The organism is Sphingomonas arabinosi (assembly GCF_036663715.1).
Taxonomy (GTDB): domain Bacteria; phylum Pseudomonadota; class Alphaproteobacteria; order Sphingomonadales; family Sphingomonadaceae; genus Sphingomonas.
Map to the genome: position 1 here is coordinate 14,882 of NZ_JAXOJN010000016.1, position 20,011 is coordinate 34,892.

A 20,011-nucleotide genomic window follows, 5' to 3' on the forward strand; every position below is an offset into this window, starting at 1 on the left:
CCGAGAACGGAAAATTACGTGATGCCACTACGGAGCCTCTGCGCCTCAACAGCTCTCCTGATGGTGGCTACGATCGCGATGGCAACGCCCGCCATCGCAGACCCGTCCGATGATTACATCAACGCCGATCGGCCTGGCATTGCGGACGGCAGCACAACCGTGGGAAAGGGTCGCTTCCAATTGGAGACCGCGATCCAGGCCGAGTTTCGTCACGACGGCGATGAACACGAGCGGACAATCTTCTTTCCGACCCTGCTCCGCTACGGCGTTGTCGACAAGGTCGAGTTACGGGTCGAGGGAAACACCTATTCATGGATGAGGCAGAAGGACGCTACCAATACATCATACTCAAATGGCTTCTCCCCCACATCGATCGGACTAAAATACAACTTCATTGATGTTCCGGAAGGTTCAAAGCAGGTCTCACTCGGCGCAATTGCTCGTATTTTCCCACCGTCTGGCTCTGGAGATTTCCGAAACAGCAAGACGACGGGAGATTTAAGGATGGCAGCCGACTGGGCGTTTGCCGACAACTGGTCGCTGAACCCCAACATCGGCGTTGGTGTTTTCCAGGACGACTCCAACCGCACCTATACGGCAGGGCTTGCGGCTGCCACGTTGAACTTCAATCCCAGCAAGACGCTGAACTTCTTCGTGGATACCGGCATCCAGGCTCCGGAGGAGAAGGGTGGCAGAGCGTCGGTCATAATCGATGCAGGCGTGGCTTACATCATCGGCCACGACATCCAGCTCGATCTCAGCGTCGGAACCGGCGTTGCCGGTTCAACAACGCCACATCCATTCCTCGCCGCTGGCTTCTCGAAGCGATTCTAGACGACCTCGCACCTCTCTCACATTGAGGCTTGCTCCTCCAGTGACTGTAGCATGTAAGTGAGACTGAACGCGCTACGAGAAGTAGGAATCGATTGAATTGTGGTGAAACGCAGCGTCGAAACGGCACCAACCGGGGGGGTCGGTCGGCGAACTGCTCTGGCTCGTCTGGGTAGCGGAGTGATCGCGACGATAATTCCGGTACGATCATGGGGAGCGGCAACCAAGCCGGCGCGACCTTGGCAGGGCTTCGCTTCCCCGCCAGTCTGGCGCCGCTTGGAGATCGGAACAGGCGATACGCTGATTACGTCGGCAACCGTGGCCGGTGCCGTTATCGAGGCGGTCCTGGACAGCGGCAGCGGCGCGACGATGATCAGCAAATCGCTGGCCGCGAAGCTCGGCATGACCAACCTGGAACCACGAAGGATCAACGGTCTGGGTGGCAAGGCAGAAGTTGGCTTGGTTCGCAACGTCGAGGTGGTGCTCGCCGGCCAGACGCATGTCCTGCCGTTCGCGATTGTGGCCGATCTCGGAGCGATCTCGGCTGCTTTCGGTCGGCCGATCGACATGATGCTCGGAGCCGACGTCCTTGCCGGCGGCTGCGTTGCCCTGGACTTCGCGACCAGACGTTTCGCTTTTGAAAAAGCGGGCAGCTTCGCCCCCGGCCCCGATTGGACGTCTTTGGTGCTCGGTCATGGCACCAAAAAAGAGCTGTTCGTGCTCGCCTCGATCGCGGGCCTGGATCCGGTCGCGCTGATGCTCGACTTCGGCAGCTCGTCGGCCTTGATGCTGTCCGCAGCTTATACTGATGCCCACTCCCTTTTAGCCGGCAAGATCACGTCGACAGCGGCCCTCGGAGGAATCGAGGGAGTGCACATCGTCAAAACATTCACTGCCGATAAGGTGGGCCTGGGCGCGCTCCAAGTAGCCTCGGTTCCGGCGCTCGCTCATGATCGCTGGACATCCGAAAGCACCGTGGGAAATATCGGCATGCCGCTGTTGGGGCAGTTCGATATCGTGCTCGACATTTCTCAGGGGCGATTGTGGTTGCGGCCCATCCCCGTGAAAGCCCGTTTGCCGATGCTGAAGGATAGAAGCGGCCTTGGACTTGCCGCGTCATCAACGGAACTGACTGTCGTTCATGTGGCCGCTGGGGGTCCCGCGGCGCGATCGGGGTGGGCGGCCGGCGATCGGATCGCGGCAGTGAAGGGCCTTGCGATCGACACGTCTTACACACGTGGCACGCTGTGGCAGTGGCGCTATGGGCCTGCCGGAGAGAAGGTCGCGCTGACACTCACCGATGGTACGACACGAACGCTCAAACTTGGCGACTACTACTGACGCTTGCGCGTTGAGCATGTTATTGCGAGCGGGTCTCAAATCGCTTGCTCCTACAGCGGCTAGAGGTTGTAAGGGGTCGGCATGTCGCCGCTCAACCTTCCTTTGAATATCGATGCCGCACCTCCAGGTCGCATGATCCAAGCCGCCTCCATGCGGCTCATTGCCGTCGCGCTCGCGATCTTAATGGGTTTGCTCATCCCGCTGACGGCACTGCATGCCGCGCCCAACGCAGATCCGAACGACGTCCAAACCGCGTGGCGCCTGCTCGACTATGTAGCGGTCGATTACAACGGCGCGGTCGAGGGCGGCCGGATAAAGAGCGCAGCCGAATATGCCGAGATGACGGAGTTTGCCGGCTCCGTATCACAGCGGCTTGCGGCGCTGCCGCCAAAGCCCGAGCGGGCGGCGCTGATCGCGGGTGTGGCGCGCCTCCAGAGCGTGATCGGGCGCAAGGGAACGCCGCAGGAAGTCGGGACGCTCGCACACGGGCTCGCAGCCGATCTACTGAAAGCCTACCCGGTGCCGCTCGCCCCGGCAGCACCACCGAGCTTTGCTCGCGGGGTGACGCTGTTTGGCTCCACCTGCGCAGCCTGTCACGGCATGACCGGCAACGGACATGGCCCCGACGCGGCCAAGCTCACGACGCCGCCGATCGCGTTCACGGATGTCGAACGCGCCCGCCAGCGCAGCGTATTTGCACTCTATCAGGCGATAACCCAAGGCATCGACGGAACGGCGATGCAGAGCTTTGCGGAGCTCTCAAACGGGGATCGCTGGGCCTTGGCTTTTCGCGCCGGCAGCTTCGCACTGACCGACGAACAGGCGCGGGAAGGGGAGCGATTGTGGAAGGCCGATCCGTCGCTCCGCCAGCAGGTGCCGGACCTCCAGACACTCGTGGCGCTCACCCCTTCCGCGCTCGCCGACAGTATCGGCGAGAAGCGGGCACTGGCGGTCATGGCTTATCTACGCCGTCATCCCGACGCTGTGATCGAACAGGCCCCTGCGTCGCTCTCGATTGTCCGGCAGAAGCTGGCAGCGAGCCTTGATGCCGCCCGCAAGGGCAATCGTCGCGCAGCGAAGGAAGCAGCGCTGTCCGCCTATTTGGATGGTTTTGAGCCCATCGAACCCACGCTGGGCGCACGCGATGCAACGCTGCTCGCCCGGATCGAGGGTGCGATGGGCGAATACCGCGCTGCCGTCGATCAGGGTGCGGAGCCCGACGATCTGGCGAACCGGGTGCTCGTCCTGAATAATCTGTTCGACGATGCCGAAGCGGCGCTGGCCCCTGGCGCCTCCAGCGATGCATCGACCTTCCTGGGCGCGTTTACGATCCTGTTGCGCGAGGGCTTGGAAGCCCTGCTCATCGTTGTTGCCATGATCGCCTTCCTCCGCAAAGCGGAGCGCTCGGAAGTCTTGCCCTATGTCCATGGTGGCTGGGTCGGAGCGCTTGTCGCTGGCCTGTTAACCTGGGTGGTCGCCACCTATGCGATCGGGATCAGCGGTGCGAGCCGAGAGCTGACCGAAGGGTTCGGTTCCCTGTTCGCTGCCGTGGTCCTGCTATCGGTCGGAATATGGATGCACGGCAAGGCGCAAGCTGATCAGTGGCAGCGCTATATTCGAGAGAAGATGACGCGCGCGTTGTCGGGTCGCTCGGCCTGGTTCCTGTTCGGACTGGCCTTCGTGGTGGTGTATCGCGAGGTGTTCGAAACGATCCTGTTCTACGCCGCACTATGGACGCAGGGGAATGGCGGTGCGCTTCTCGCCGGCGCGGGATCAGCAGTCGCGTTGCTCGCCGTGATCGCATGGGCCATGCTCCGCTACAGCCGCCAGCTTCCGATTGCCAAGGTCTTCTCCTACAGTTCGTGGCTGATGGCGGGGCTTACGGTGGTGCTCGCTGGAAAAGGCGTTGCGGCGCTACAGGAGGCAGGGATCATCGACATCGCTCCGCTTGCGGATGCGCCTCGGGTATCCATCCTTGGGATCTTCCCTACTTGGCAATCCATCTTGGCCCAGCTTCTCATGGTGCTGGCAATCCTGGCCGGATTTTCCCTTAACCGCCGTAAAGCCGCGCCGAATTTGAGCGTTGCAACGGCGGAATGAGAATGATCTGCCTTGTCGTTCCGTTGCCGGTAAAAGCCACGTCGGATCTCCGGAATAGAGGTGATTTCCGTCCACAAACGCGCGTTTAAGTGCGCCTGCACGGGCGGGGATAGCTATGTACCCCCGGGCTTCGTCTTGTTGACCGAAAACGTGATGATGGTCGTCCCGGTGCTCGCAAAGCAGCACTAGTTTCGACGGTCGCCGGCAGCGACCGTCGAAAACCAGCTATCATCCTACCTCATTGCGGTCTGATCGCCGTGACTTGAGCGTTCATGCCTTGTGCCTTTGCCGTGAAGGCGACCCGCTGCCCCGCCCGAAGGTTCTTGAGCAAAGCCGGAGGCGAGGCGCGGAAGGCCATGGTCATCGCCGGCCAACCGATCGCCGGTATGGGACCGTGCTTGATCGTGACGGTTCCTGCCCGCGGGTCGAGAGCCGTGATCGTACCCGTACCTTTGCCGACCTTTGCGGCCGACGCGGCCGGCGATGCTGGGGCGGCCACAGCGTTGGCGGTGAGGGGGGTGAGAAGCAGGACAAGACCTGCCCGAAGTATAGACGAGACTTTCATGATGCACTCCTTTTGGAACTGGTGAGACCTCGCTGCCGCAACAGCATGTAGGCGGCGGGCAAGAGGAACAGGGATAGGAGGGGAGCCGTCAGCATTCCGCCGATCATCGGTGCCGCGATGCGGCTCATGACCTCTGAACCGGCACCGTGTCCGACAAGGACGGGGAGCAGGCCGGCGATGATGACGGCAACGGTCATCGCCTTGGGCCGAACCCGCAGCAGAGCGCCTTCGCGGATTGCTTCGACGACTTCCTCTTTCGTAGGCGAAGGACCGCGAGCGGCGAGGGCGTGTTTCAGATAGATCAGCATCACGACGCCGAACTCTGCAGAGACACCCGCCAGGGCGATGAACCCCACCCCCGTCGCGACCGACTGCGCATAGCCGAGCAGCCAGAGGATCCAGATGCCTCCGACCAGAGCGAAGGGCAGGGTCCCCATGACCAACGCCGCCTCGTCGAGCCGGCCGAACGTCAGGTAGAGCAGCAGGAAGATGATCGCGAGCGTCGCTGGAATGACGAGCATCAGCCGGCTTTCGGCACGCTGCAGATACTCGAACTGCCCCGAATAGGCGATCGATACGCCGGGGCTGAGTCGCACCCCCTTCGCAACAGCGCGCTGCAGGTCGGCAACGGTCGAAGCCAGGTCACGGTCGCGGACGTCGACATAGACCCATGTCGATGGTCGCCCGTTCTCGGTCTTGAGCATTGGCGGCCCCTCGGCGACCGACACCGCCGCGACCGTGCCGAGCGTGATCTGCTGACCCGTGGCAGTCACTATGGGAAGCGTCCGCAGCCCTTCCAGGCTGTCTCGCAACTCGCGCGGATAGCGAACGCTGATGGGATAGCGCGCCAGGCCCTCGACCGTTTCCCCGATCGTCTCGCCCCCAATTGCGCCCGCGACGATCTCCTGAACGTCGGCAATGTTGAGGCCGTACCGGGCAGCGCTCGCCCGATCGATGTCCACGTCGACGTAGCGCCCGCCGGTTAACCGCTCCGCCAGGGCGGAACTGACGCCCGGCACGGTCTTTGCAATGCGCTCGACGCTAGCCCCTATCCGGTCCAGCTCGGCCAGATCGGCGCCCGACACCTTGACGCCGATCGGACTTTTGATGCCCGTCGCCAGCATGTCGATCCGATTTCGGATGGGCGGCACCCAGACATTGGTGAGCCCGGGAACGCGAACCGTTCGGTCCAGCTCCTCCACCAGCTTCGCTGGCGTCATCCCCGCGCGCCACTGGTCGCGTGGCTTGAACTGGATCGTCGTCTCGAACATCTCCAGCGGGGCGGGGTCGGTCGCCGTTTCGGCCCGGCCGGCCTTCCCGAACACGGTTGCGACTTCAGGCACGGTTTTAATGAGGCGATCGGTTCGTTGCAGCAGATCGGAAGCACTGGCGGCAGAGAGGCCCGGTAACGCCGATGGCATGTAAAGCAGGTCGCCCTCATCCATCGAGGGGATGAACTCGCCTCCGAGCCGCGCGAGCGGCCAGGCTGTCGTTGCCAGTACCACAATGGCGACCGCGATCGTCACCCAGGGGCGCGCCATCACCCGGTCCAGGGCGGGCCGGTAGAGGCGGGTCAGGCCTCGGTTGATGACGTTGTCCTGCTCGGCAGGGATGCGACCCCGGATCAGCCACCCCATCAGCACTGGGACGAGCGTGATGGAGAGAATGGCAGCTGCCGCCATCGCATAGCTCTTGGTGAAGGCGAGCGGTGCAAACAGCCGGCCTTCCTGAGCTTCAAGCGTAAAGACGGGCACGAACGAGAGCGTGATGATGACGAGGCTGAAGAACAGCGCCGGACCGACTTCCGCGGCAGCTTCGGTGATGACCTGCCAGCGCTCCTCGCCTGCGAGCGCTTGGCTAGGGTGGTCATGCTCCCAATGCTCGATCCGCTTATGCGCGTTCTCGATCATGACAATGGCCGCATCCACCATTGCACCGATCGCAATGGCGATCCCGCCCAAGGACATGATGTTGGCGTTAACGCCCTGGACGCGCATGACGAGCAGGGCGGCGAGTACGCCGAGCGGCAGGGTGACGATCGCGACCAAGGCCGATCGAACGTGCCAGAGGAACAGCCCGCACACGATCGCCACAACGACGAACTCCTCGAGGAGCTTGCTCGACAGATTCTCGACCGCGCGATCGATCAGTTGCGACCGGTCGTAGGTGGTGACGACCTGCACGCCGGGGGGAAGGCTTCGCCTCAGCTCGACCAGCTTGGTTTTCACCGCCTCGATCGTCTCCCGGGCGTTCTTGCCTTGGCGCAGGATGACGACACCGCCCGCTACCTCTCCCTCGCCATTGAGATCCGCGATGCCCCGTCGCATCTCAGGGCCGATCTGGATGGTGGCGACGTCGCCCAACGTCACCGGGACACCGGCCCCGGCGACCCTCAGCGGAATTGCGCGAAAATCATCGACGGTACGAAGATAGCCCGACGCGCGAACCATATACTCCGCCCCACCCATCTCCAGCACCGAACCGCCCGCCTCCTGATTGGCGCGGCGGATGGCTTCCACCGTCTGGGCGTGGGTGACGCCTAGCGAAGCAAGCCGGGTCGGGTCGAGCAGCACCTGGTACTGCTTCACCATGCCCCCGATGCTGGCCACTTCAGCGACACCGGGGAGGGTTTTCAACTCGTAGCGCAGGAACCAGTCCTGCAGCGATCGAAGCTGAGACAAGTCGTGGCGGCCGCTGCGGTCCACCAACGCATATTCGTAGATCCAGCCCACACCGGTGGCGTCCGGGCCGAGGGCGGCCTGTGCCCCTTGTGGCAGCCGACCTTGAACCTGGCTCAGATATTCGAGCACGCGGGAGCGTGCCCAATACAGGTCCGTGCCCTCGTCGAAGATCACATAGACGTAGCTGCCGCCGAAGAAGGAATAGCCGCGCACGGTCTTGGCGCCGGGCACGGACAGCATGGTAGTGGTCAGCGGATAGGTAACCTGGTTCTCCACGATCTGCGGCGCCTGGCCCGGCCAGCTTGTCCGGATGATGACCTGGGTATCCGATAGATCGGGCAAGGCATCGACGGGCGTGGCCCGCAGCGCGAACACGCCGGCGATGGCAAGTGCGAGCGCTGCCAGCACAACAAGGAACCGGTTGGCGACGGACCAGCGGATAATCTTGGCGATCACCGGCTGCGCTCCTGCATGATGCGGCGCAGGGTCGGGCCTTCCGATGGCTGGTCGAAACCGAACCGAACACGATCTCCCTTCTTGTAGCCGCGCAGCAGGGCGGGATTGGCAACGCGGAAGCTCATCGTCATCGCCGGCCACCCGATCGCCGGCACTGGCTCATGAGACAGCGTTATCGAACTCGCGTCCAACGTCTCCACACGCCCGACTGTCTCATAGACTTGACCAGTCGCAGCCGACGGCTGTTTTGGTTGCGGCTTCGCTTCACCGCCGATCGGCCGCGCATCGAGGCCTGCAAGGCTGGCCTCGGAATCGATCAGGAACTGGCCGGATGCCACGACCTTCTCGCCCTCGGCGAGCCCCGCAAGAATTTCTGTTTTCCCGCCACCTTCGGTGCCGGTTCGCACTTCAGCGGGTCGGAACCGCCCGCCGGGGCCAGCGAGCATGACGAGCGTGCGGCGACCGGTGCGGATCACGGCCTCGCTGGGCACGAGCAGCCTATCGCGTGAATCCTGCCCGAGTGCGACGCTGGCGAACATGCCCGGCCGAAGCCTGCCGCCTCTGTTGGCCAGTTCGATCCGCACGGTGAGCGTGCGGGTTTCGGCCTGCGCCTGAGGCAGAATGGCAGTAATCCGGCCTGCGAAGGTCTCCCCCGGGAAAGCCGCAAGCGTGGCGGTTACGGGAGTGCCGACGCGCAGCGTGCCGGCGCCCGCCTCGGGGACGGCCGCGTTCAGCCAGACAGTGCCGAGCCCATTCACCTCAGCGAGGGTCTGGCCCTGCGCCAAGGTCATGCCCTGTCGCACGCTCAGCGTCTTGATGACCCCGCCGATCGGCGTACGGATCGTCGTTCGCCCGCCGGTCGAACCGGTCATACCGAGAAGCGTCATGCGTTGGCGTGCGGCCCGTGTCAGGGAGGCATCCCCGGTACGCCGAACCGCCTCGTACTCGGCTTGCGCACCTGCCCATTCAGGAACCAGGAGGTCGGCCAGTGGCGCTCCAGCGGACACCACGTCACCGGGCGCGCGTGCATAAACACGTTGAACGAAGCCGGCGCTGCGAGCCTGGATGACGGCGAGGGTGCGCTCGTCGAACTCAATGCTGCCCGTCACGGTCACCGCGTTGGCGAGCGTCCCTCGCTCGGCCGACACGATCCGCGCTCCAAGGCGCTGCATGCTGCCAGCATCGATAGTGACCCCCGGCATGGCATTCGCGCCGGTGCCATCATCGGCATATCGGGGGATCGTCTTCATCCCCATGGACGAGAGACCCGGACCGTCATGATGTTCGGCCGGGATCATGGGGTCATACCAGTAGAGGATCTTGCGCTGGTTCGTTTGGGCCTGCTGCGTTGGCGAGCTGGCCGTGTTCCCAAGCCGCGCGATGCCAAAACCGATGCCGCCTGCCACAAGGGCAAGCGCACCAGCAGCAGTTGCAAGGCGGGCGCGGGTCATGTTCGTGCCTCTCATCGGTCGTCGCTCCCGAAGGTGATTGTGAGCCGGACGGCATCGGAAGCGACATCCGCCTCGCGATCGAGCGCCGTCAGCTCCGCGTCGGCCAGGGCCGTCTTGGCATCGATGATGTCCGTAAGATTCGCCCTACCGGCGGCATAGCTCGCCGTTTCCAGGTCGGCGCGCTCCCGAGCGAGCGGGAGAAGTACGCGTAGCGCCCGCTGCCATTGGCTATGGTGCATCTCATGGTCGGCCAGCGCGGCGTCGAGGCCGGCTGCCAGAGTGCGCCGCGTCTCCTCGCGCTGTGCTTCCGCTTGCGCTTGAGCAGATCGGCGTGCCGCGATACGAGGATCCTGGCGCGACCGAGCGAACAGCGGCAGGCTCATCGACACCCCCGCCGATACCATGTCTCCGTAGCGAGGGTCACGACGCTGGTACGCCACTTCGGCACCCCAATCCGGACGCTTTTCTGCACGTGCCGCGTCCACATCAGCCTGGGCACGATGAATGCTCGCGTCGGCGGAAACCATGTCGGGATGCTGCTCAAGCGCCGTCCGCAGCTTCGCCGGCACCAGGTCGATCACCGGCACGTCGCCGGCGATCTCGGGTGCCGGAACGCCCGTCCAGCGAGCCAGCATCGCGCGGGCGCGCGCAACTGCGGCGACCAGCTCGTCGCGCCGATCCTCCAGCCCGGCGATGGCCTGGTTGATACCCAGGCTCTGGGCCGGACGGGCCGTCCCAGACGCCACAGCGGTGCGTGCAGCAGAGGGAAGCGTACGCAACGAACGGATGATCGCGTCGAGTGCTGCCAATCGTCGTTCAGTATAGGCAAGATCCATCCACGCCTGTCCCGCCCCCAACCGGACTTGCCGAAACTTGACCTCCTGAGACGCTTGCGCGGTGACGATCGCCGCCCGAGCCTGCGCCTGAGCGGCATGGCGCTTGGCGAGATTGGGTAGGTCCTGCTGAAACCCGACCCGCCCCATCGTCATGTCGTCGCGGGTCAGCGAGAAGGCCGGGGGTCCCGAGATCGGATAGTTATCGACGCCGATCGACAGCCGTGGATCGGGGAGGCTTCCGGCGGCGCCGGCCTCTGCTTGGGCAGCTGATACCCCTGCACGCGCTGCGGCTGCCCCTGGGGCGTTTGCAACCGCCCCGCGTATCGCTTGGTCGTAAGTCAGAGATTGCGCCTGCGCGGTGCTCGCTGAAAGCACCGCGACGGCCAGCATCATGGATGCGCGCATGGCTAATTCCGTCTGGAAGGGATGATACGATCACACGCTCGCCCCGCGCTCTGGCAAGAAGGCGAGGCACGACCGCGATCGGGTCAGCTCAGACGGTGGGCGGTTGTAGTTCCGGCATTAGGTCGCGGCCGGCCAAGGGTGCATCCACGGCGCGGTAGGCGACGGGAGGCAGGGGAACGCGTGGTGCCGTCAAAGGGAGACGGTCCTGGATGGTCATGGGAATCATGCATCCCATCTGCGCGATGCACGCAAGCGTGAGCCCCTTGCAGGGTTGCTCGTGCGTGGCCTCCGGCATTCCTTCCGTGCCGGCGCAATCCATTCCCGTCGGCATGGCATGGCTCGCCTCCATCGCAGGCGCGAGCGCGGGCCCACCTGCATAGGCAGCCTGTTGACCGAACAGGCCAACCAATGCTCCCAAGAGGAGAAGGAGGGAAAGATGACCTTTCACACCGATACGGTCGGGCGTGGGGGTGCGGGTGTCAACGACTATCCGCCGTGGTGAGCGAATACTCGCCGCCCACCGGGTCCGAACGCAACGACGTTGTAGGGCTGGGCCGTCATGCCCGGCATCTCCATGCCCGGCGAGCCCATCGGCATCCCGGCAACCGCGAGCCCCGTCACACCCTTCGGGTGCGTTGCCAGAGCCCGCTTCATATCGGCGATCGGCACATGACCCTCGAACGTTATGCCGTCGATAATAGCCGTGTGGCACGAGGCCAAGTCCGCAGGTACGCCCCGGGCCTTCATGAACGCGGGCCGGTTCGCGTCGTCGACGACGCGGACCGCGCGACCGAACTGAGCCTTCACCTGCTGCGCCCACTTCTCGCAACATGGGCAGCCCGGATCGCGATGCATCAGCACCGGCCCGGCAGCCAAGGCTGCAACCGGCATGGCGAACGCTGCAACAGCGGCGAGAAGGCAGATGCGGGTCATATCTGTTCCTAGATGGTCGCCCCACCACAGGCAAACCCTGCGGTGGGGCGGGGGCCGATCACTGTGCAGCCTTGCCGTGCGCCCGCAGCCAGGCGTTCAGCTCGCCGACTTCCTTGTTCTGCTCGGCGATCGTCTTGGTCGCCATCTGGCGGACCTTTGCGTCCTTGGTTTCGCGCAACACTATCTGCGACATGGCAATGCCGCCGCGATGATGCTCAACCATTTTGCGGACCCAGGTCTCGGTCGCATCGGCGCCCATGGCCGACATCATCTTCTGATGCATCTGCATTTCAGAGGGCGGATAGGGGTTCGCCGGCGTCGGCTGCATCATCTGACCGTGGTTCATGCCCGAATGATCCATGCCCTGCATCTGGGCGATGGCCGGAGCGGCGCCGAGCGCGGCCGCGAGGGCCAGAACAGTCATCTTCTTCATCGTGTCTCTCCTGGGTAAACGCCCCCGCCCACAGGAGAGATACGGGCGCGCGGACCGTATCCCTCACGCCCGTGATCGAATTCAGCGGATCGGCTGAAGGGTATCAACTCCGACGCTCTCATCAGTTTCAGGCGGGGGAGGGGGAACCTGCTTGTCACGATAGGAGGGCAGGTCGGGCGCATTCGCAGGCGTAGGATTTGCCTCGAGCCTGGCAATGGCCCGCTTCATCTGCGTGATCTCACGAACCTGAGCATCGATGATTCCGTCCGCCAGCTTGCGAACCTCGGGGTCTTTGATGTGAGCGCGCTCGCTCGTCAGGATCGCGATCGAGTGGTGCGGGATCATGGCTTTCATCCAGCTCACGTCGTCCACCGTCTCCTGACTGCGGACGAGCCACAGCGCGAGCGCGAACACCACGATGCTACCCCCGATGATCGCGGCATTCGTCCGTTTGTTCTTGTACATCGACCACATGAAGAGGAGCATGATGATCGCCATCGTGGCGCCCATCACGAACGCCATCCAGAACCGTGTCTGACTGAATTCGATATGCCCGAGGGCATAGACGTTCACGTACATCAGCCCGAACATGACAACGGTCGAGGTCGCCACCATTGCCGCGAAGCGACCATAGCCCATCCCCATGTTCATCTTGCCTTCGTGGTCATCCATCATGCGACTCCCTGTCTGGACATATGCCCCCCGGCTTTGCGGCGCGCCCGTCTCGGCCAGCGCATGAAGAGAAGGATTGCGCCGGATACCGCAAAGACGAGACCGCCTGCGGCGAAAGCGTTGAGCCACGGCGTGTTGAACCGCTCGTGCTCCGTCCAATCCATGATGTGGAGACCCCAGAAGAAATCGTACAGCCGCCACGTTCCTGTCCGGACCGACGTGAGCCGTCCCGTCTCGGCCGCTACGTAGATGCGGGTGGCGTCATTGTCGGCGAACGTCGCACGCCAAGCGGGCAACGCCCCGCGATACTCGGTGCTGGGTCGGTCGACCCGCTCGATGGTGGGCGCGGGCAAACCATTCCCTCGATACGCCTTCTGAGCGATCGTCCCTGCGGCCTTGGCATCCAGTGGCGGGAGCGGCGCAGCCGTGCGCGCGTCCAGCAGACGGATGTGACCATCCGCCAGCTGCGCCTCGACGATCGGCCGCCCGAGCAGCATGCGGTGCTGAAGCTGTCGGACCGGCGCTCCGACCGACGCGAGCAAGGCAGGCAACGGTGCGAAGCCTTGGGTGCTCGACAGCGCCGGCTCGGCGTTCCGTTCGATCCGATGATCGCCGTGCACGGTGTCGATGGGGAGCAGGCTCATCACAAGGCCGCTGGTGAACCAGACGATCGCCTGCGCGCCGATCAGGAGAGCAAGCCAGCGGTGGATCTTGCTCGCTCCAAGGTGGAGGCGGAGCCGCGGGCTCAGAACCAGGTCCTCACGCCGGCGACGAAGCTGAAGCCCCCCGTGTCGTCGCCACGCGCCCGCGAGAAGCGCGCGGTGTCGCCGAACTGCCGTTCCCACGACACGCCGATATAGGGCGCGAACTCACGGCGGCCCTCGTAGCGAAGCCGCAAACCGGCCTCCAGGTCCGTCAGCCCGGAGCCGATCCCGTTATCCCGCACGTCCTGGGCCGCAAAGTTGGCCTCCACCCTAGGCTGGAGAACAAAGTAGTTGGTGATGCGCTGGTCGTAATAGCCCTCGGCGCGGGCGAGCACGTCCCCCTTGTCGGAGAGGAACAGCGCGCCCTCGACCTCGAATTGGTAGGGAGCCAGGCCTTCGATCCCGATCGTCGCATAGGTGCGCGACGGGTTCGGCTTGAAGTCGTAGCGGACGCCGGCCTGGAGGTTCCAGTAGGGATCGAGGGCGTGGCTGTAGAGCGCCTGCACCTCGGCGCTTTCCAGTGATTTGCCGAAGCTGCCTTCACCCTCAGACTTCAGCCACAACCGGTTGATGTCGCCTCCGACCCAAGCTTCGCCATCCCAGCGGTAGCCGTCGCGTCCCTTGCGGGCCTGATACTCCGCGAGATTGAAGAGCACCTGATAGTAGGTCATCCCGCCATGCTCGCGCCGCAGATCGTTTTCTCGCGAGCTGGCCATGGCATCCGCCCCCCAGACACGATCGGCGAGATGATCGCCGGGCGGCGCGGGAGCGGGCTTGTTGCCGGGAGGAAGGTCGGTCCCGACCCTGGCGCCTGCCTGACTACTACCCTCCATCGCCATACCGGGCATCGCGCTCATGTCATGCCCGGCATGCGGGTCCTGCCCCGCTGCTGCCGGAGAGCCCATGCCGGGCATGGCGGACATGTCGTGGCCGGCGTGCGGGTCCTGGGCGGGCGCGGCCTGCTGCCCGCCCATGTTCATTCCCTGCATCCCGCTCATGTCGTGACCGGCGTGCGGATCGGCCGCCCGAGCCGGCGCGGTCGGCGCACGACGGGGGGCCGCACGCCGAACAGGGGCCTTCCGCTTGGCCGCGGGTTTCGCGGCTGCTTTCCGTGTGGGCGTGGGAGTCGCCTTGGCCGCGGGCTTTGCCGGCATGGTCATCCCCGGCATGTTGTGCATGGAATGATCCATGCTCTGCCCGAACACGGGGCTGGCGACGACTGCCGAGGCGAGGCCGGCGAGAAGGAGCGACCGGTTCACGCTGCCGCCTCCCCGGCCTTGCGGACCTGGACGACGCGCATCATGCCTGCGTGCATGTGGTAGAGCATGTGGCAGTGGAACGCCCAATCGCCTTCCTCGCCTGTCACGTCCCAGCTCACCGTGCCGCCTGGCTGGACCAGCACGGTATGCTTCCGGGGCGCATAGGCGCCTTTCCCTGTCACCAGGTCGAAGAAGTGACCGTGGATATGAATCGGATGGCCCATCATCGTGTCGTTGATGAGGGTGACGCGCACCCGCTCGCCGTGCAGCAGGGTGATCGGATCGGGGCTCTCCGACAGCTTCTCGCCATCGAAGCCCCACATGTACCGTTCCATGTTGCCGGTAAGGTGGAGCTTGATCTCGCGCTCGGGTGCCCGCGTGTCGGGATTGCGGTCGAGCGCAACCAGATCGCGATAGGTGAGCACGCGGTGCCCGACGTTCTCCAGTCCCTGACCTGGCTCGCCGGTGCGATCGACGGGCATGGCCGAAATGGTCTGGACGCCTGGTCCCTTCTTCACGCTCGGGGCTTTCGAGAAGTCGCGCATGTTCATGCCGCCCATGTCCATACCGGCCATCGGCTGCCCATCCGTCATGCCCGGCATGGCACGCGACCCGTGATCCATTCCGGCCATCGCGCCGCTCTGACCCTGCGGCGCGGTCATCCCGGCCATGGCGCCGGCAGCAGCGCCGGTCGCGCCATGGTTCATCTGGGAATGGTCCATGCCCTGCATCGAACCGGCACCCGCGCTCTGGCCCATCGTGCTGTGGTCCATGCCCGCCATCGATCCAGCCTGCGCGCCCATTGCTCCGCTCCCCATGCCCTGCATGGAGCCGTGATCCATGGTGCTCATGTCATGGCCGCCCATGCCCATGTCCTTCATGGTCGCGAGCGGGCGCTTGCGCAGTGGTGGGACCTCGGCCGCCATGCCCTCGCGGGGTGCGAGCGTCGCGCGCGCCATGCCGGACCGGTCGACGCTCTCGCCCACCAGCGTATAGGCGCGCATGTCGGGCGGCGTGACGACCGCGTCATAAGTCTCGGCCGGACCGAATTGGAACTCGTCAATCTCGATCGGGCGCACGTTCAACCCATCGGCCGCGACGATCGTCATCGGCAGGCCGGGGATGCGGACGTTGAAGGTCGTCATGGACGATGCGTTGATGAAGCGGAGCCGCACCCGCTCACCCGGTCGGAACAGAGCGGTCCAATTGTCCTTGGGGCCATGGCCGTTAACCAGATAGGTGTAGGTCGAGGCGGTCACGTCGGCGACATCGGCGGGGTCCATCCGCATCTTGCCCCACATTAGCCGCTCTTTCAGCGGCTGATCCTTACCGGCCAGCAGCCCGCCCAAGGTCTGGCGCTGACGGTTGAAATAGCCCGACTCCTTCTTGAGGCGGTCGAACAGGTAGTGCGGGTGTTGGAAGCTGTGATCGGACAGCACGATGACGTGCTCGCGATCGAACTGCACCGGGTCGGGGTCCTTGGGGTCGATCAGGATCGGGCCGTAGTGTCCCTCTTGCTCCTGAAGCCCCGAGTGGCTGTGATACCAGTAGGTGCCGTTCTGGATGATCGGGAACTCGTAGGTGAAGGTCGAGCGCGCGGGGATGCCCGGGAAGTTGATGCCGGGCACACCGTCCATCTGGAAGGGCACCAACAGCCCGTGCCAGTGGATTGACGTCTCTTCGTCCAGCTCGTTCACGACGTGGAGGCGCACGTTCTGCCCCTCGCGCAGGCGGATGAGCGGGGCGGGTACGGTGCCGTTGATGCCGATGGCATGGCTCTGCCGCCCGTCGATCATCATCATCTGATGCGCGACCTTCAGCGTGATGTCGTCGCCCGACACGGTCGGCAATGGCTTGGCGATCCCCGCGGACACTGGCTGCGCCCACGCCGGCATGTAGGCCGACAATGCAAGGCCGCTTCCGGCTAGGGTGGCACCGCGCAGCACTTGGCGGCGGTCGAGAACGCGCGACATGAAAGCTCCTCGAAGGGTGGGCCGCTACCGGCCCGTCTTAATCCTTCTACGCGTCCCGCGCGGCCATCCCTTGTTCGGCGCTCAACTTTTCGAGGAGGCGCGAACGGGCACGGTAAAGGCGGGTTTCGACAGCCTTCTGGCTGATCCCCAACACCTCGGCGGTTTCGGCTTGGCTTAAACCTTCGATAGTGCGCAGCACCAGCGCTTCCTTGAGGTTCATGGGCAGGGTCGAAATGGCACCTGTCACCCGGTCCAACTCCTGGCGGTCGGCTGCGCCGTCGTCGACCGCAACCCGATCGTCCACCACAGCTTCGGCGCGGCGATCGATGGGAACCGCAAAGGAGAAGAACCGGCGCACCGTGCGCTTTCGCGCCCAGTCACGGCACTTGTTGATCGCGATCGTCGAAAGCCACGCCTTCATGGCGCGCTGTCCGTCGTAGCGCGGGAGAGCCTGGTGTGCGGCGACGAACGTCTCCTGCACCAGGTCGAGCGCCTCGTCCGGTTCGCCGACGCAAGCCCGCGCGAGCCGGAACACCGGCTGTTGGTAGCGCCGCACGATTTCGGCAAAAGCGGCCTGCCGACCGGCAATGCTGAGCGTCGCCAGCTCGCCATCGGACAGCGTGGTCCAATCGAGGCTCACCCCTGGCCGTCGGTGAGCGCCTTCACCACCGCAGCATCGAATTGGGAGGTCTGATCGGCTCGCAGAAGCTGCCGCATGGCGAAGATGTGCGCCAACGTAGCCTTCTGCAGCTCGCCCATCGCGGCATGGCTCTGATCGACCGCGGCCGTGACCCGCGGGCCGTTGCCGTGCTCGGCCTCGATCGCCTCGGCGAGCCGGGCATTGGTCGCGCGCAACTCCAGCTCGAGAGCGCGCCGTTGCACCGCGAACCGGTCCTCCAGAACCTTCAGCTTTGCCTGCTGATCGGCATCGAGCGCGAGCTTGTGGTGCAGGACCTCGTGCAGCGCGGCACCCGGCTGCTTGGGATGGGGCAACAGCGCACGTCCGACGAACACGCCCCCGATCGCCGCGACAAAGGCGAGGACGACACACAGAACGACGCGCTTGGTCGAGGTCATGGCTCGCCGATCAGCAAAGTTGAGGGTGCGAGCGGCGAAGCCCCACCGAGCGGTGCGAGCGACACCGCGGGGCTCGCGGTCGCCGGCAATTCGGCGCCGATCATGCCGATCGCCAATGCCGCGACCGCCACCACACCAATGCCGAGCCCGGCCTGCCGCACGACCGGCCGGGTGCCAATGCGCGCGAGAACACGTGCTTCGACGTCGTCCAGAGCGGCCGGAACAGGTGCTCCCGCCAACCTCGCCAACGCTCTGTCCAGATCATCCATGTTTTCCACTCCGCCCCTCTAACACTGGTTACGCAGCGCTGCCCATCATCCCTCATCGCTAGCGTGAGGGGTGCGCACCTGCGCCGCGTAGAATGGACAGAACACCACGGAGTAACCTCATGCGTCGCGCCCTAGTCCCTGCCGCCCTTGCCATTCTCGGGCTCGCCAGCGCCGCCCAGGCTCACCCTAAGTTGCTGTCCGCCTCACCGGCGCCGAACGCGACGGTCGCCAAGCCCGCGCGTCTCGCGCTTCGGTTCAGCGAAAAGCTGATGCCGAAGTTCTCGGGCGCGGATCTGATAATGACCGCGCATCGGGGCACCGCGCACCCGCCTATGAAGGTTGCGACTGCGGCTGGGGTCGCGGAGGATGGCCGCACGCTCGTCGTCACGCCCAAGGGGCCGCTCGCACCGGGCCGCTACAGCGTCGCGTGGCACGTGGTTTCCGGCGACACGCACCGGGTGGCCGGCAACTTCGCCTTCGCGGTCAAGTAACGGTGGACACCGACTGGCCGCTGATCGCGGTCCGCTTCGCGCTCTATGCGACACTGAGCGGGCTGTTCGGCCTGTCGGCTTTCAGTCTCTATGGCCTCAAGGCCCGCGAGCGCGCCGATGCGCTCGCACTGCGGCCCTGGCTCGTCGGAAGCGGCCTGCTCGGCCTCCTGTTCTCCGGGATCGGCCTCGCGCTGCTCGCGGCTGCGATGGCCGGGGCGCCGCTCTGGCCGGTCGATCAGGAGGCGGTCGGGATGCTCCTCTCCGGGTCCGCGACGGGCACCGCGTGGGAAGCGCGCGTGGCTGCGCTCGTGGTGGCCTCGATCGCGGCCCTCGTGGCGGCCGGTCGCGCGGCTCTGCTCGGCCTAGTGGCGTTCGCTGCGGGCGTGGCGCTCGCCACGCTTGCTTGGGCAGGGCACGGCGCGATGGACGAGGGCGCAGTCGGCTGGGTGCATCTGGGCGCGGACATTCTCCACCTGCTCGCTGGCGGGGCCTGGGCCGGAGCCCTGCTCGGGCTCGTGCTTCTCGTCGCTCGGCCGGCCGGTCGCGTCGACGCCGCCCATCTGACCCTGACGCACCGCGCACTGCACGGGTTTGGCTTGGTGGGCACGATAATGGTCGGCACGATTGCCGTCACCGGGATCGTCAATGCCTGGTTGCTGGTCGGCGTTGCCAATCTGCCGAACCTCGCCGCTACGGTCTACGGCCAGCTTCTGATCGCCAAGCTCGTCCTCTTCGGCGCGATGCTCACGCTTGCGTCGTTCAACCGCTTTCGGCTTACGCCGGCGTTCGAGCGCTCGATCACCGCGGTCGATCATCATGGCGCGCTTCGCGGCCTGCGGCGCAGCCTCGCAGTTGAGGCGAGCTGCGCGGTGGCGATCCTGGCGCTCGTCGCATGGCTGGGAACACTCGAACCGCCCGCTTCGGCGATGTGAGGGGCGGGCGGCCTAATGCCGCCCGCCTCGCCGCTCAGGCGGCCATCTTCTCGCATTCCTCGGCGCAACGGTTACAGGCCGCGACGCAATCCTCCATGCCGGCGAGCCCTTCGCAACTCGCCGCGCACGCCCGGCAAATCTCGGCGCACTCGCGGCAGATATGACGATGGTGTTCGGACTTGCGGGCCATGAAGTCGATCGCGACTGCGCAAATCTGCGCGCAATCGGCCATAATTTTCATGTGCTGCGGCTCGGCGTGCTTCCCACCTGCCTCAAGGCAGTGGTTCATCGCCATATAAAGACAGGTGATATGGCATTCGTGGCAGGCGTCCATGCACGCCTTCATCGCCGGGTCCATCTGATGCATCAGTCATTCTCCGTCTTATCCCCGCCTTAAAGGGGATACGCGCCAGATCGCATTTTCCCTCGCCTGCTTGGCCCTTTTCGAGGGGCAACGCCTTCGGCCGCGTAGCTCATATTAGGCGGCTTGGGCGCACTGTCGCGGGTTAAGCTCGATCGGCCTTGACCCTGACACGGTGTCAGACCCTACATGCCTTCGGGTCGAAGGAGTTACGCCATGAACGATCCTCATTCTCATGCCC

At 64.9% G+C, this 20,011-nt stretch carries 20 protein-coding genes; 5 read left to right on the forward strand and 15 right to left on the reverse strand.

The features are described 5' to 3' along the window. The first annotated feature begins 60 nt into the window (after nt 1-60). The 3 genes from U1708_RS18050 to U1708_RS18060 all read left to right on the forward strand — a co-directional run bounded on the left by U1708_RS18050 (nt 61) and on the right by U1708_RS18060 (nt 4,272). A complete protein-coding gene (locus tag U1708_RS18050) occupies nt 61-834 on the forward strand; it encodes a transporter (RefSeq protein ID WP_159513016.1) in 774 nt (257 codons plus the stop codon). Nucleotides 835-1,107: 273 nt separating this feature from the next. Continuing rightward, on the forward strand, nt 1,108-2,172 hold the full coding sequence (locus tag U1708_RS18055; RefSeq protein ID WP_236559360.1) for a retropepsin-like aspartic protease: 1,065 nt from the start codon (nt 1,108-1,110) through the stop codon (nt 2,170-2,172). A 150-nt stretch (nt 2,173-2,322) separates the two neighbouring features. Continuing rightward, nucleotides 2,323-4,272 (forward strand): cytochrome c/FTR1 family iron permease, encoded by a 1,950-nt coding sequence (locus tag U1708_RS18060; protein ID WP_159513029.1) that lies wholly within the window; start codon nt 2,323-2,325, stop codon nt 4,270-4,272. A 238-nt stretch (nt 4,273-4,510) separates the two neighbouring features. Here U1708_RS18060 and U1708_RS18065 read toward each other — a convergent pair whose 3' ends face one another. From U1708_RS18065 to U1708_RS18130, 14 genes are all read right to left on the reverse strand, one after another. Further along, the gene (locus tag U1708_RS18065) at nt 4,511-4,837 is read right to left on the reverse strand and encodes a copper-binding protein (protein WP_159513018.1); all 327 of its coding nucleotides are present in this window, start codon (nt 4,835-4,837) and stop codon (nt 4,511-4,513) included. Continuing rightward, nucleotides 4,834-7,974, reverse strand: coding sequence for an efflux RND transporter permease subunit (locus U1708_RS18070; protein ID WP_159513019.1), 3,141 nt, complete (start codon nt 7,972-7,974; stop codon nt 4,834-4,836). The genes U1708_RS18065 and U1708_RS18070 overlap by 4 nt, the downstream gene beginning before the upstream one ends. Then, nucleotides 7,971-9,425: an efflux RND transporter periplasmic adaptor subunit gene (locus U1708_RS18075; protein WP_234422475.1), complete on the reverse strand. Its 1,455-nt coding sequence runs from the start codon at nt 9,423-9,425 to the stop codon at nt 7,971-7,973. The genes U1708_RS18070 and U1708_RS18075 overlap by 4 nt, the downstream gene beginning before the upstream one ends. An 11-nt stretch (nt 9,426-9,436) precedes the next feature. Next, complete coding sequence (locus tag U1708_RS18080) at nt 9,437-10,666, reverse strand: TolC family protein (RefSeq protein WP_151989806.1); 1,230 nt, start codon at nt 10,664-10,666, stop codon at nt 9,437-9,439. 88 nt (nt 10,667-10,754) lie between these two features. Further along, the gene (locus tag U1708_RS18085) at nt 10,755-11,114 is read right to left on the reverse strand and encodes a hypothetical protein (protein WP_221211910.1); all 360 of its coding nucleotides are present in this window, start codon (nt 11,112-11,114) and stop codon (nt 10,755-10,757) included. A gap of 38 nt (nt 11,115-11,152) precedes the next feature. After that, nucleotides 11,153-11,599, reverse strand: a complete 447-nt coding sequence (locus tag U1708_RS18090; protein ID WP_151989805.1) for a DUF411 domain-containing protein — start codon at nt 11,597-11,599, stop codon at nt 11,153-11,155. A 58-nt stretch (nt 11,600-11,657) separates the two neighbouring features. After that, a complete protein-coding gene (locus U1708_RS18095) occupies nt 11,658-12,032 on the reverse strand; it encodes a DUF305 domain-containing protein (RefSeq protein WP_151989804.1) in 375 nt (124 codons plus the stop codon). 81 nt (nt 12,033-12,113) lie between these two features. Further along, nucleotides 12,114-12,707, reverse strand: coding sequence for a DUF305 domain-containing protein (locus U1708_RS18100; protein ID WP_409349185.1), 594 nt, complete (start codon nt 12,705-12,707; stop codon nt 12,114-12,116). Beyond that, nucleotides 12,704-13,348, reverse strand: coding sequence for a PepSY-associated transmembrane domain-containing protein (locus U1708_RS18105; protein ID WP_234422477.1), 645 nt, complete (start codon nt 13,346-13,348; stop codon nt 12,704-12,706). Before U1708_RS18105 ends, U1708_RS18100 begins: the two co-directional genes overlap by 4 nt. A 101-nt stretch (nt 13,349-13,449) precedes the next feature. Next, nucleotides 13,450-14,598: a copper resistance protein B gene (locus U1708_RS18110; RefSeq protein ID WP_151989818.1), complete on the reverse strand. Its 1,149-nt coding sequence runs from the start codon at nt 14,596-14,598 to the stop codon at nt 13,450-13,452. Between the two features lie 65 nt (nt 14,599-14,663). Continuing rightward, complete coding sequence (locus U1708_RS18115) at nt 14,664-16,640, reverse strand: copper resistance system multicopper oxidase (protein WP_151989803.1); 1,977 nt, start codon at nt 16,638-16,640, stop codon at nt 14,664-14,666. Nucleotides 16,641-16,686: 46 nt separating this feature from the next. After that, nucleotides 16,687-17,280: an RNA polymerase sigma factor gene (locus U1708_RS18120; protein ID WP_151989802.1), complete on the reverse strand. Its 594-nt coding sequence runs from the start codon at nt 17,278-17,280 to the stop codon at nt 16,687-16,689. Then, on the reverse strand, nt 17,277-17,717 hold the full coding sequence (locus U1708_RS18125; RefSeq protein WP_151989801.1) for a periplasmic heavy metal sensor: 441 nt from the start codon (nt 17,715-17,717) through the stop codon (nt 17,277-17,279). Before U1708_RS18125 ends, U1708_RS18120 begins: the two co-directional genes overlap by 4 nt. Continuing rightward, nucleotides 17,714-17,986, reverse strand: a complete 273-nt coding sequence (locus U1708_RS18130) for a hypothetical protein (protein WP_151989800.1) — start codon at nt 17,984-17,986, stop codon at nt 17,714-17,716. The genes U1708_RS18125 and U1708_RS18130 overlap by 4 nt, the downstream gene beginning before the upstream one ends. Before the next feature lie 119 nt (nt 17,987-18,105). Here U1708_RS18130 and copC point away from each other — a divergent pair, with 119 nt between their 5' ends. Together copC and copD are read left to right on the forward strand one after the other, a co-directional pair. Next, the gene (gene copC, locus U1708_RS18135; RefSeq protein WP_151989799.1) at nt 18,106-18,477 is read left to right on the forward strand and encodes a copper homeostasis periplasmic binding protein CopC; all 372 of its coding nucleotides are present in this window, start codon (nt 18,106-18,108) and stop codon (nt 18,475-18,477) included. A 2-nt stretch (nt 18,478-18,479) separates the two neighbouring features. Continuing rightward, complete coding sequence (gene copD / locus U1708_RS18140; protein ID WP_151989798.1) at nt 18,480-19,409, forward strand: copper homeostasis membrane protein CopD; 930 nt, start codon at nt 18,480-18,482, stop codon at nt 19,407-19,409. A gap of 34 nt (nt 19,410-19,443) precedes the next feature. On the opposite strand, the gene U1708_RS18145 is transcribed toward copD, so the two are convergent. Continuing rightward, complete coding sequence (locus U1708_RS18145) at nt 19,444-19,776, reverse strand: four-helix bundle copper-binding protein (protein WP_145147227.1); 333 nt, start codon at nt 19,774-19,776, stop codon at nt 19,444-19,446. Between the last annotated feature and the right edge of the window lie 235 nt (nt 19,777-20,011).

Bases quoted from the DNA above. Each gene is read 5' to 3' on its own strand.
- U1708_RS18050 (WP_159513016.1), top strand. From the start codon at position 61: ATGGTGGCTACGATCGCGATGGCAACGCCCGCCATCGCAGACCCGTCC.
- U1708_RS18060 (WP_159513029.1), top strand. From the start codon at position 2,323: ATGCGGCTCATTGCCGTCGCGCTCGCGATCTTAATGGGTTTGCTCATC.
- U1708_RS18065 (WP_159513018.1), bottom strand. From the start codon at position 4,837: ATGAAAGTCTCGTCTATACTTCGGGCAGGTCTTGTCCTGCTTCTCACC.
- U1708_RS18075 (WP_234422475.1), bottom strand. From the start codon at position 9,425: ATGACCCGCGCCCGCCTTGCAACTGCTGCTGGTGCGCTTGCCCTTGTG.
- U1708_RS18080 (WP_151989806.1), bottom strand. From the start codon at position 10,666: ATGCGCGCATCCATGATGCTGGCCGTCGCGGTGCTTTCAGCGAGCACC.
- U1708_RS18090 (WP_151989805.1), bottom strand. From the start codon at position 11,599: ATGACCCGCATCTGCCTTCTCGCCGCTGTTGCAGCGTTCGCCATGCCG.
- U1708_RS18095 (WP_151989804.1), bottom strand. From the start codon at position 12,032: ATGAAGAAGATGACTGTTCTGGCCCTCGCGGCCGCGCTCGGCGCCGCT.
- U1708_RS18100 (WP_409349185.1), bottom strand. From the start codon at position 12,707: ATGATGGATGACCACGAAGGCAAGATGAACATGGGGATGGGCTATGGT.
- U1708_RS18105 (WP_234422477.1), bottom strand. From the start codon at position 13,348: ATGAGCCTGCTCCCCATCGACACCGTGCACGGCGATCATCGGATCGAA.
- U1708_RS18110 (WP_151989818.1), bottom strand. From the start codon at position 14,598: ATGGATCATTCCATGCACAACATGCCGGGGATGACCATGCCGGCAAAG.
- U1708_RS18115 (WP_151989803.1), bottom strand. From the start codon at position 16,640: ATGTCGCGCGTTCTCGACCGCCGCCAAGTGCTGCGCGGTGCCACCCTA.
- U1708_RS18125 (WP_151989801.1), bottom strand. From the start codon at position 17,717: ATGACCTCGACCAAGCGCGTCGTTCTGTGTGTCGTCCTCGCCTTTGTC.
- U1708_RS18130 (WP_151989800.1), bottom strand. From the start codon at position 17,986: ATGGATGATCTGGACAGAGCGTTGGCGAGGTTGGCGGGAGCACCTGTT.
- copC (WP_151989799.1), top strand. From the start codon at position 18,106: ATGCGTCGCGCCCTAGTCCCTGCCGCCCTTGCCATTCTCGGGCTCGCC.
- U1708_RS18145 (WP_145147227.1), bottom strand. From the start codon at position 19,776: ATGCATCAGATGGACCCGGCGATGAAGGCGTGCATGGACGCCTGCCAC.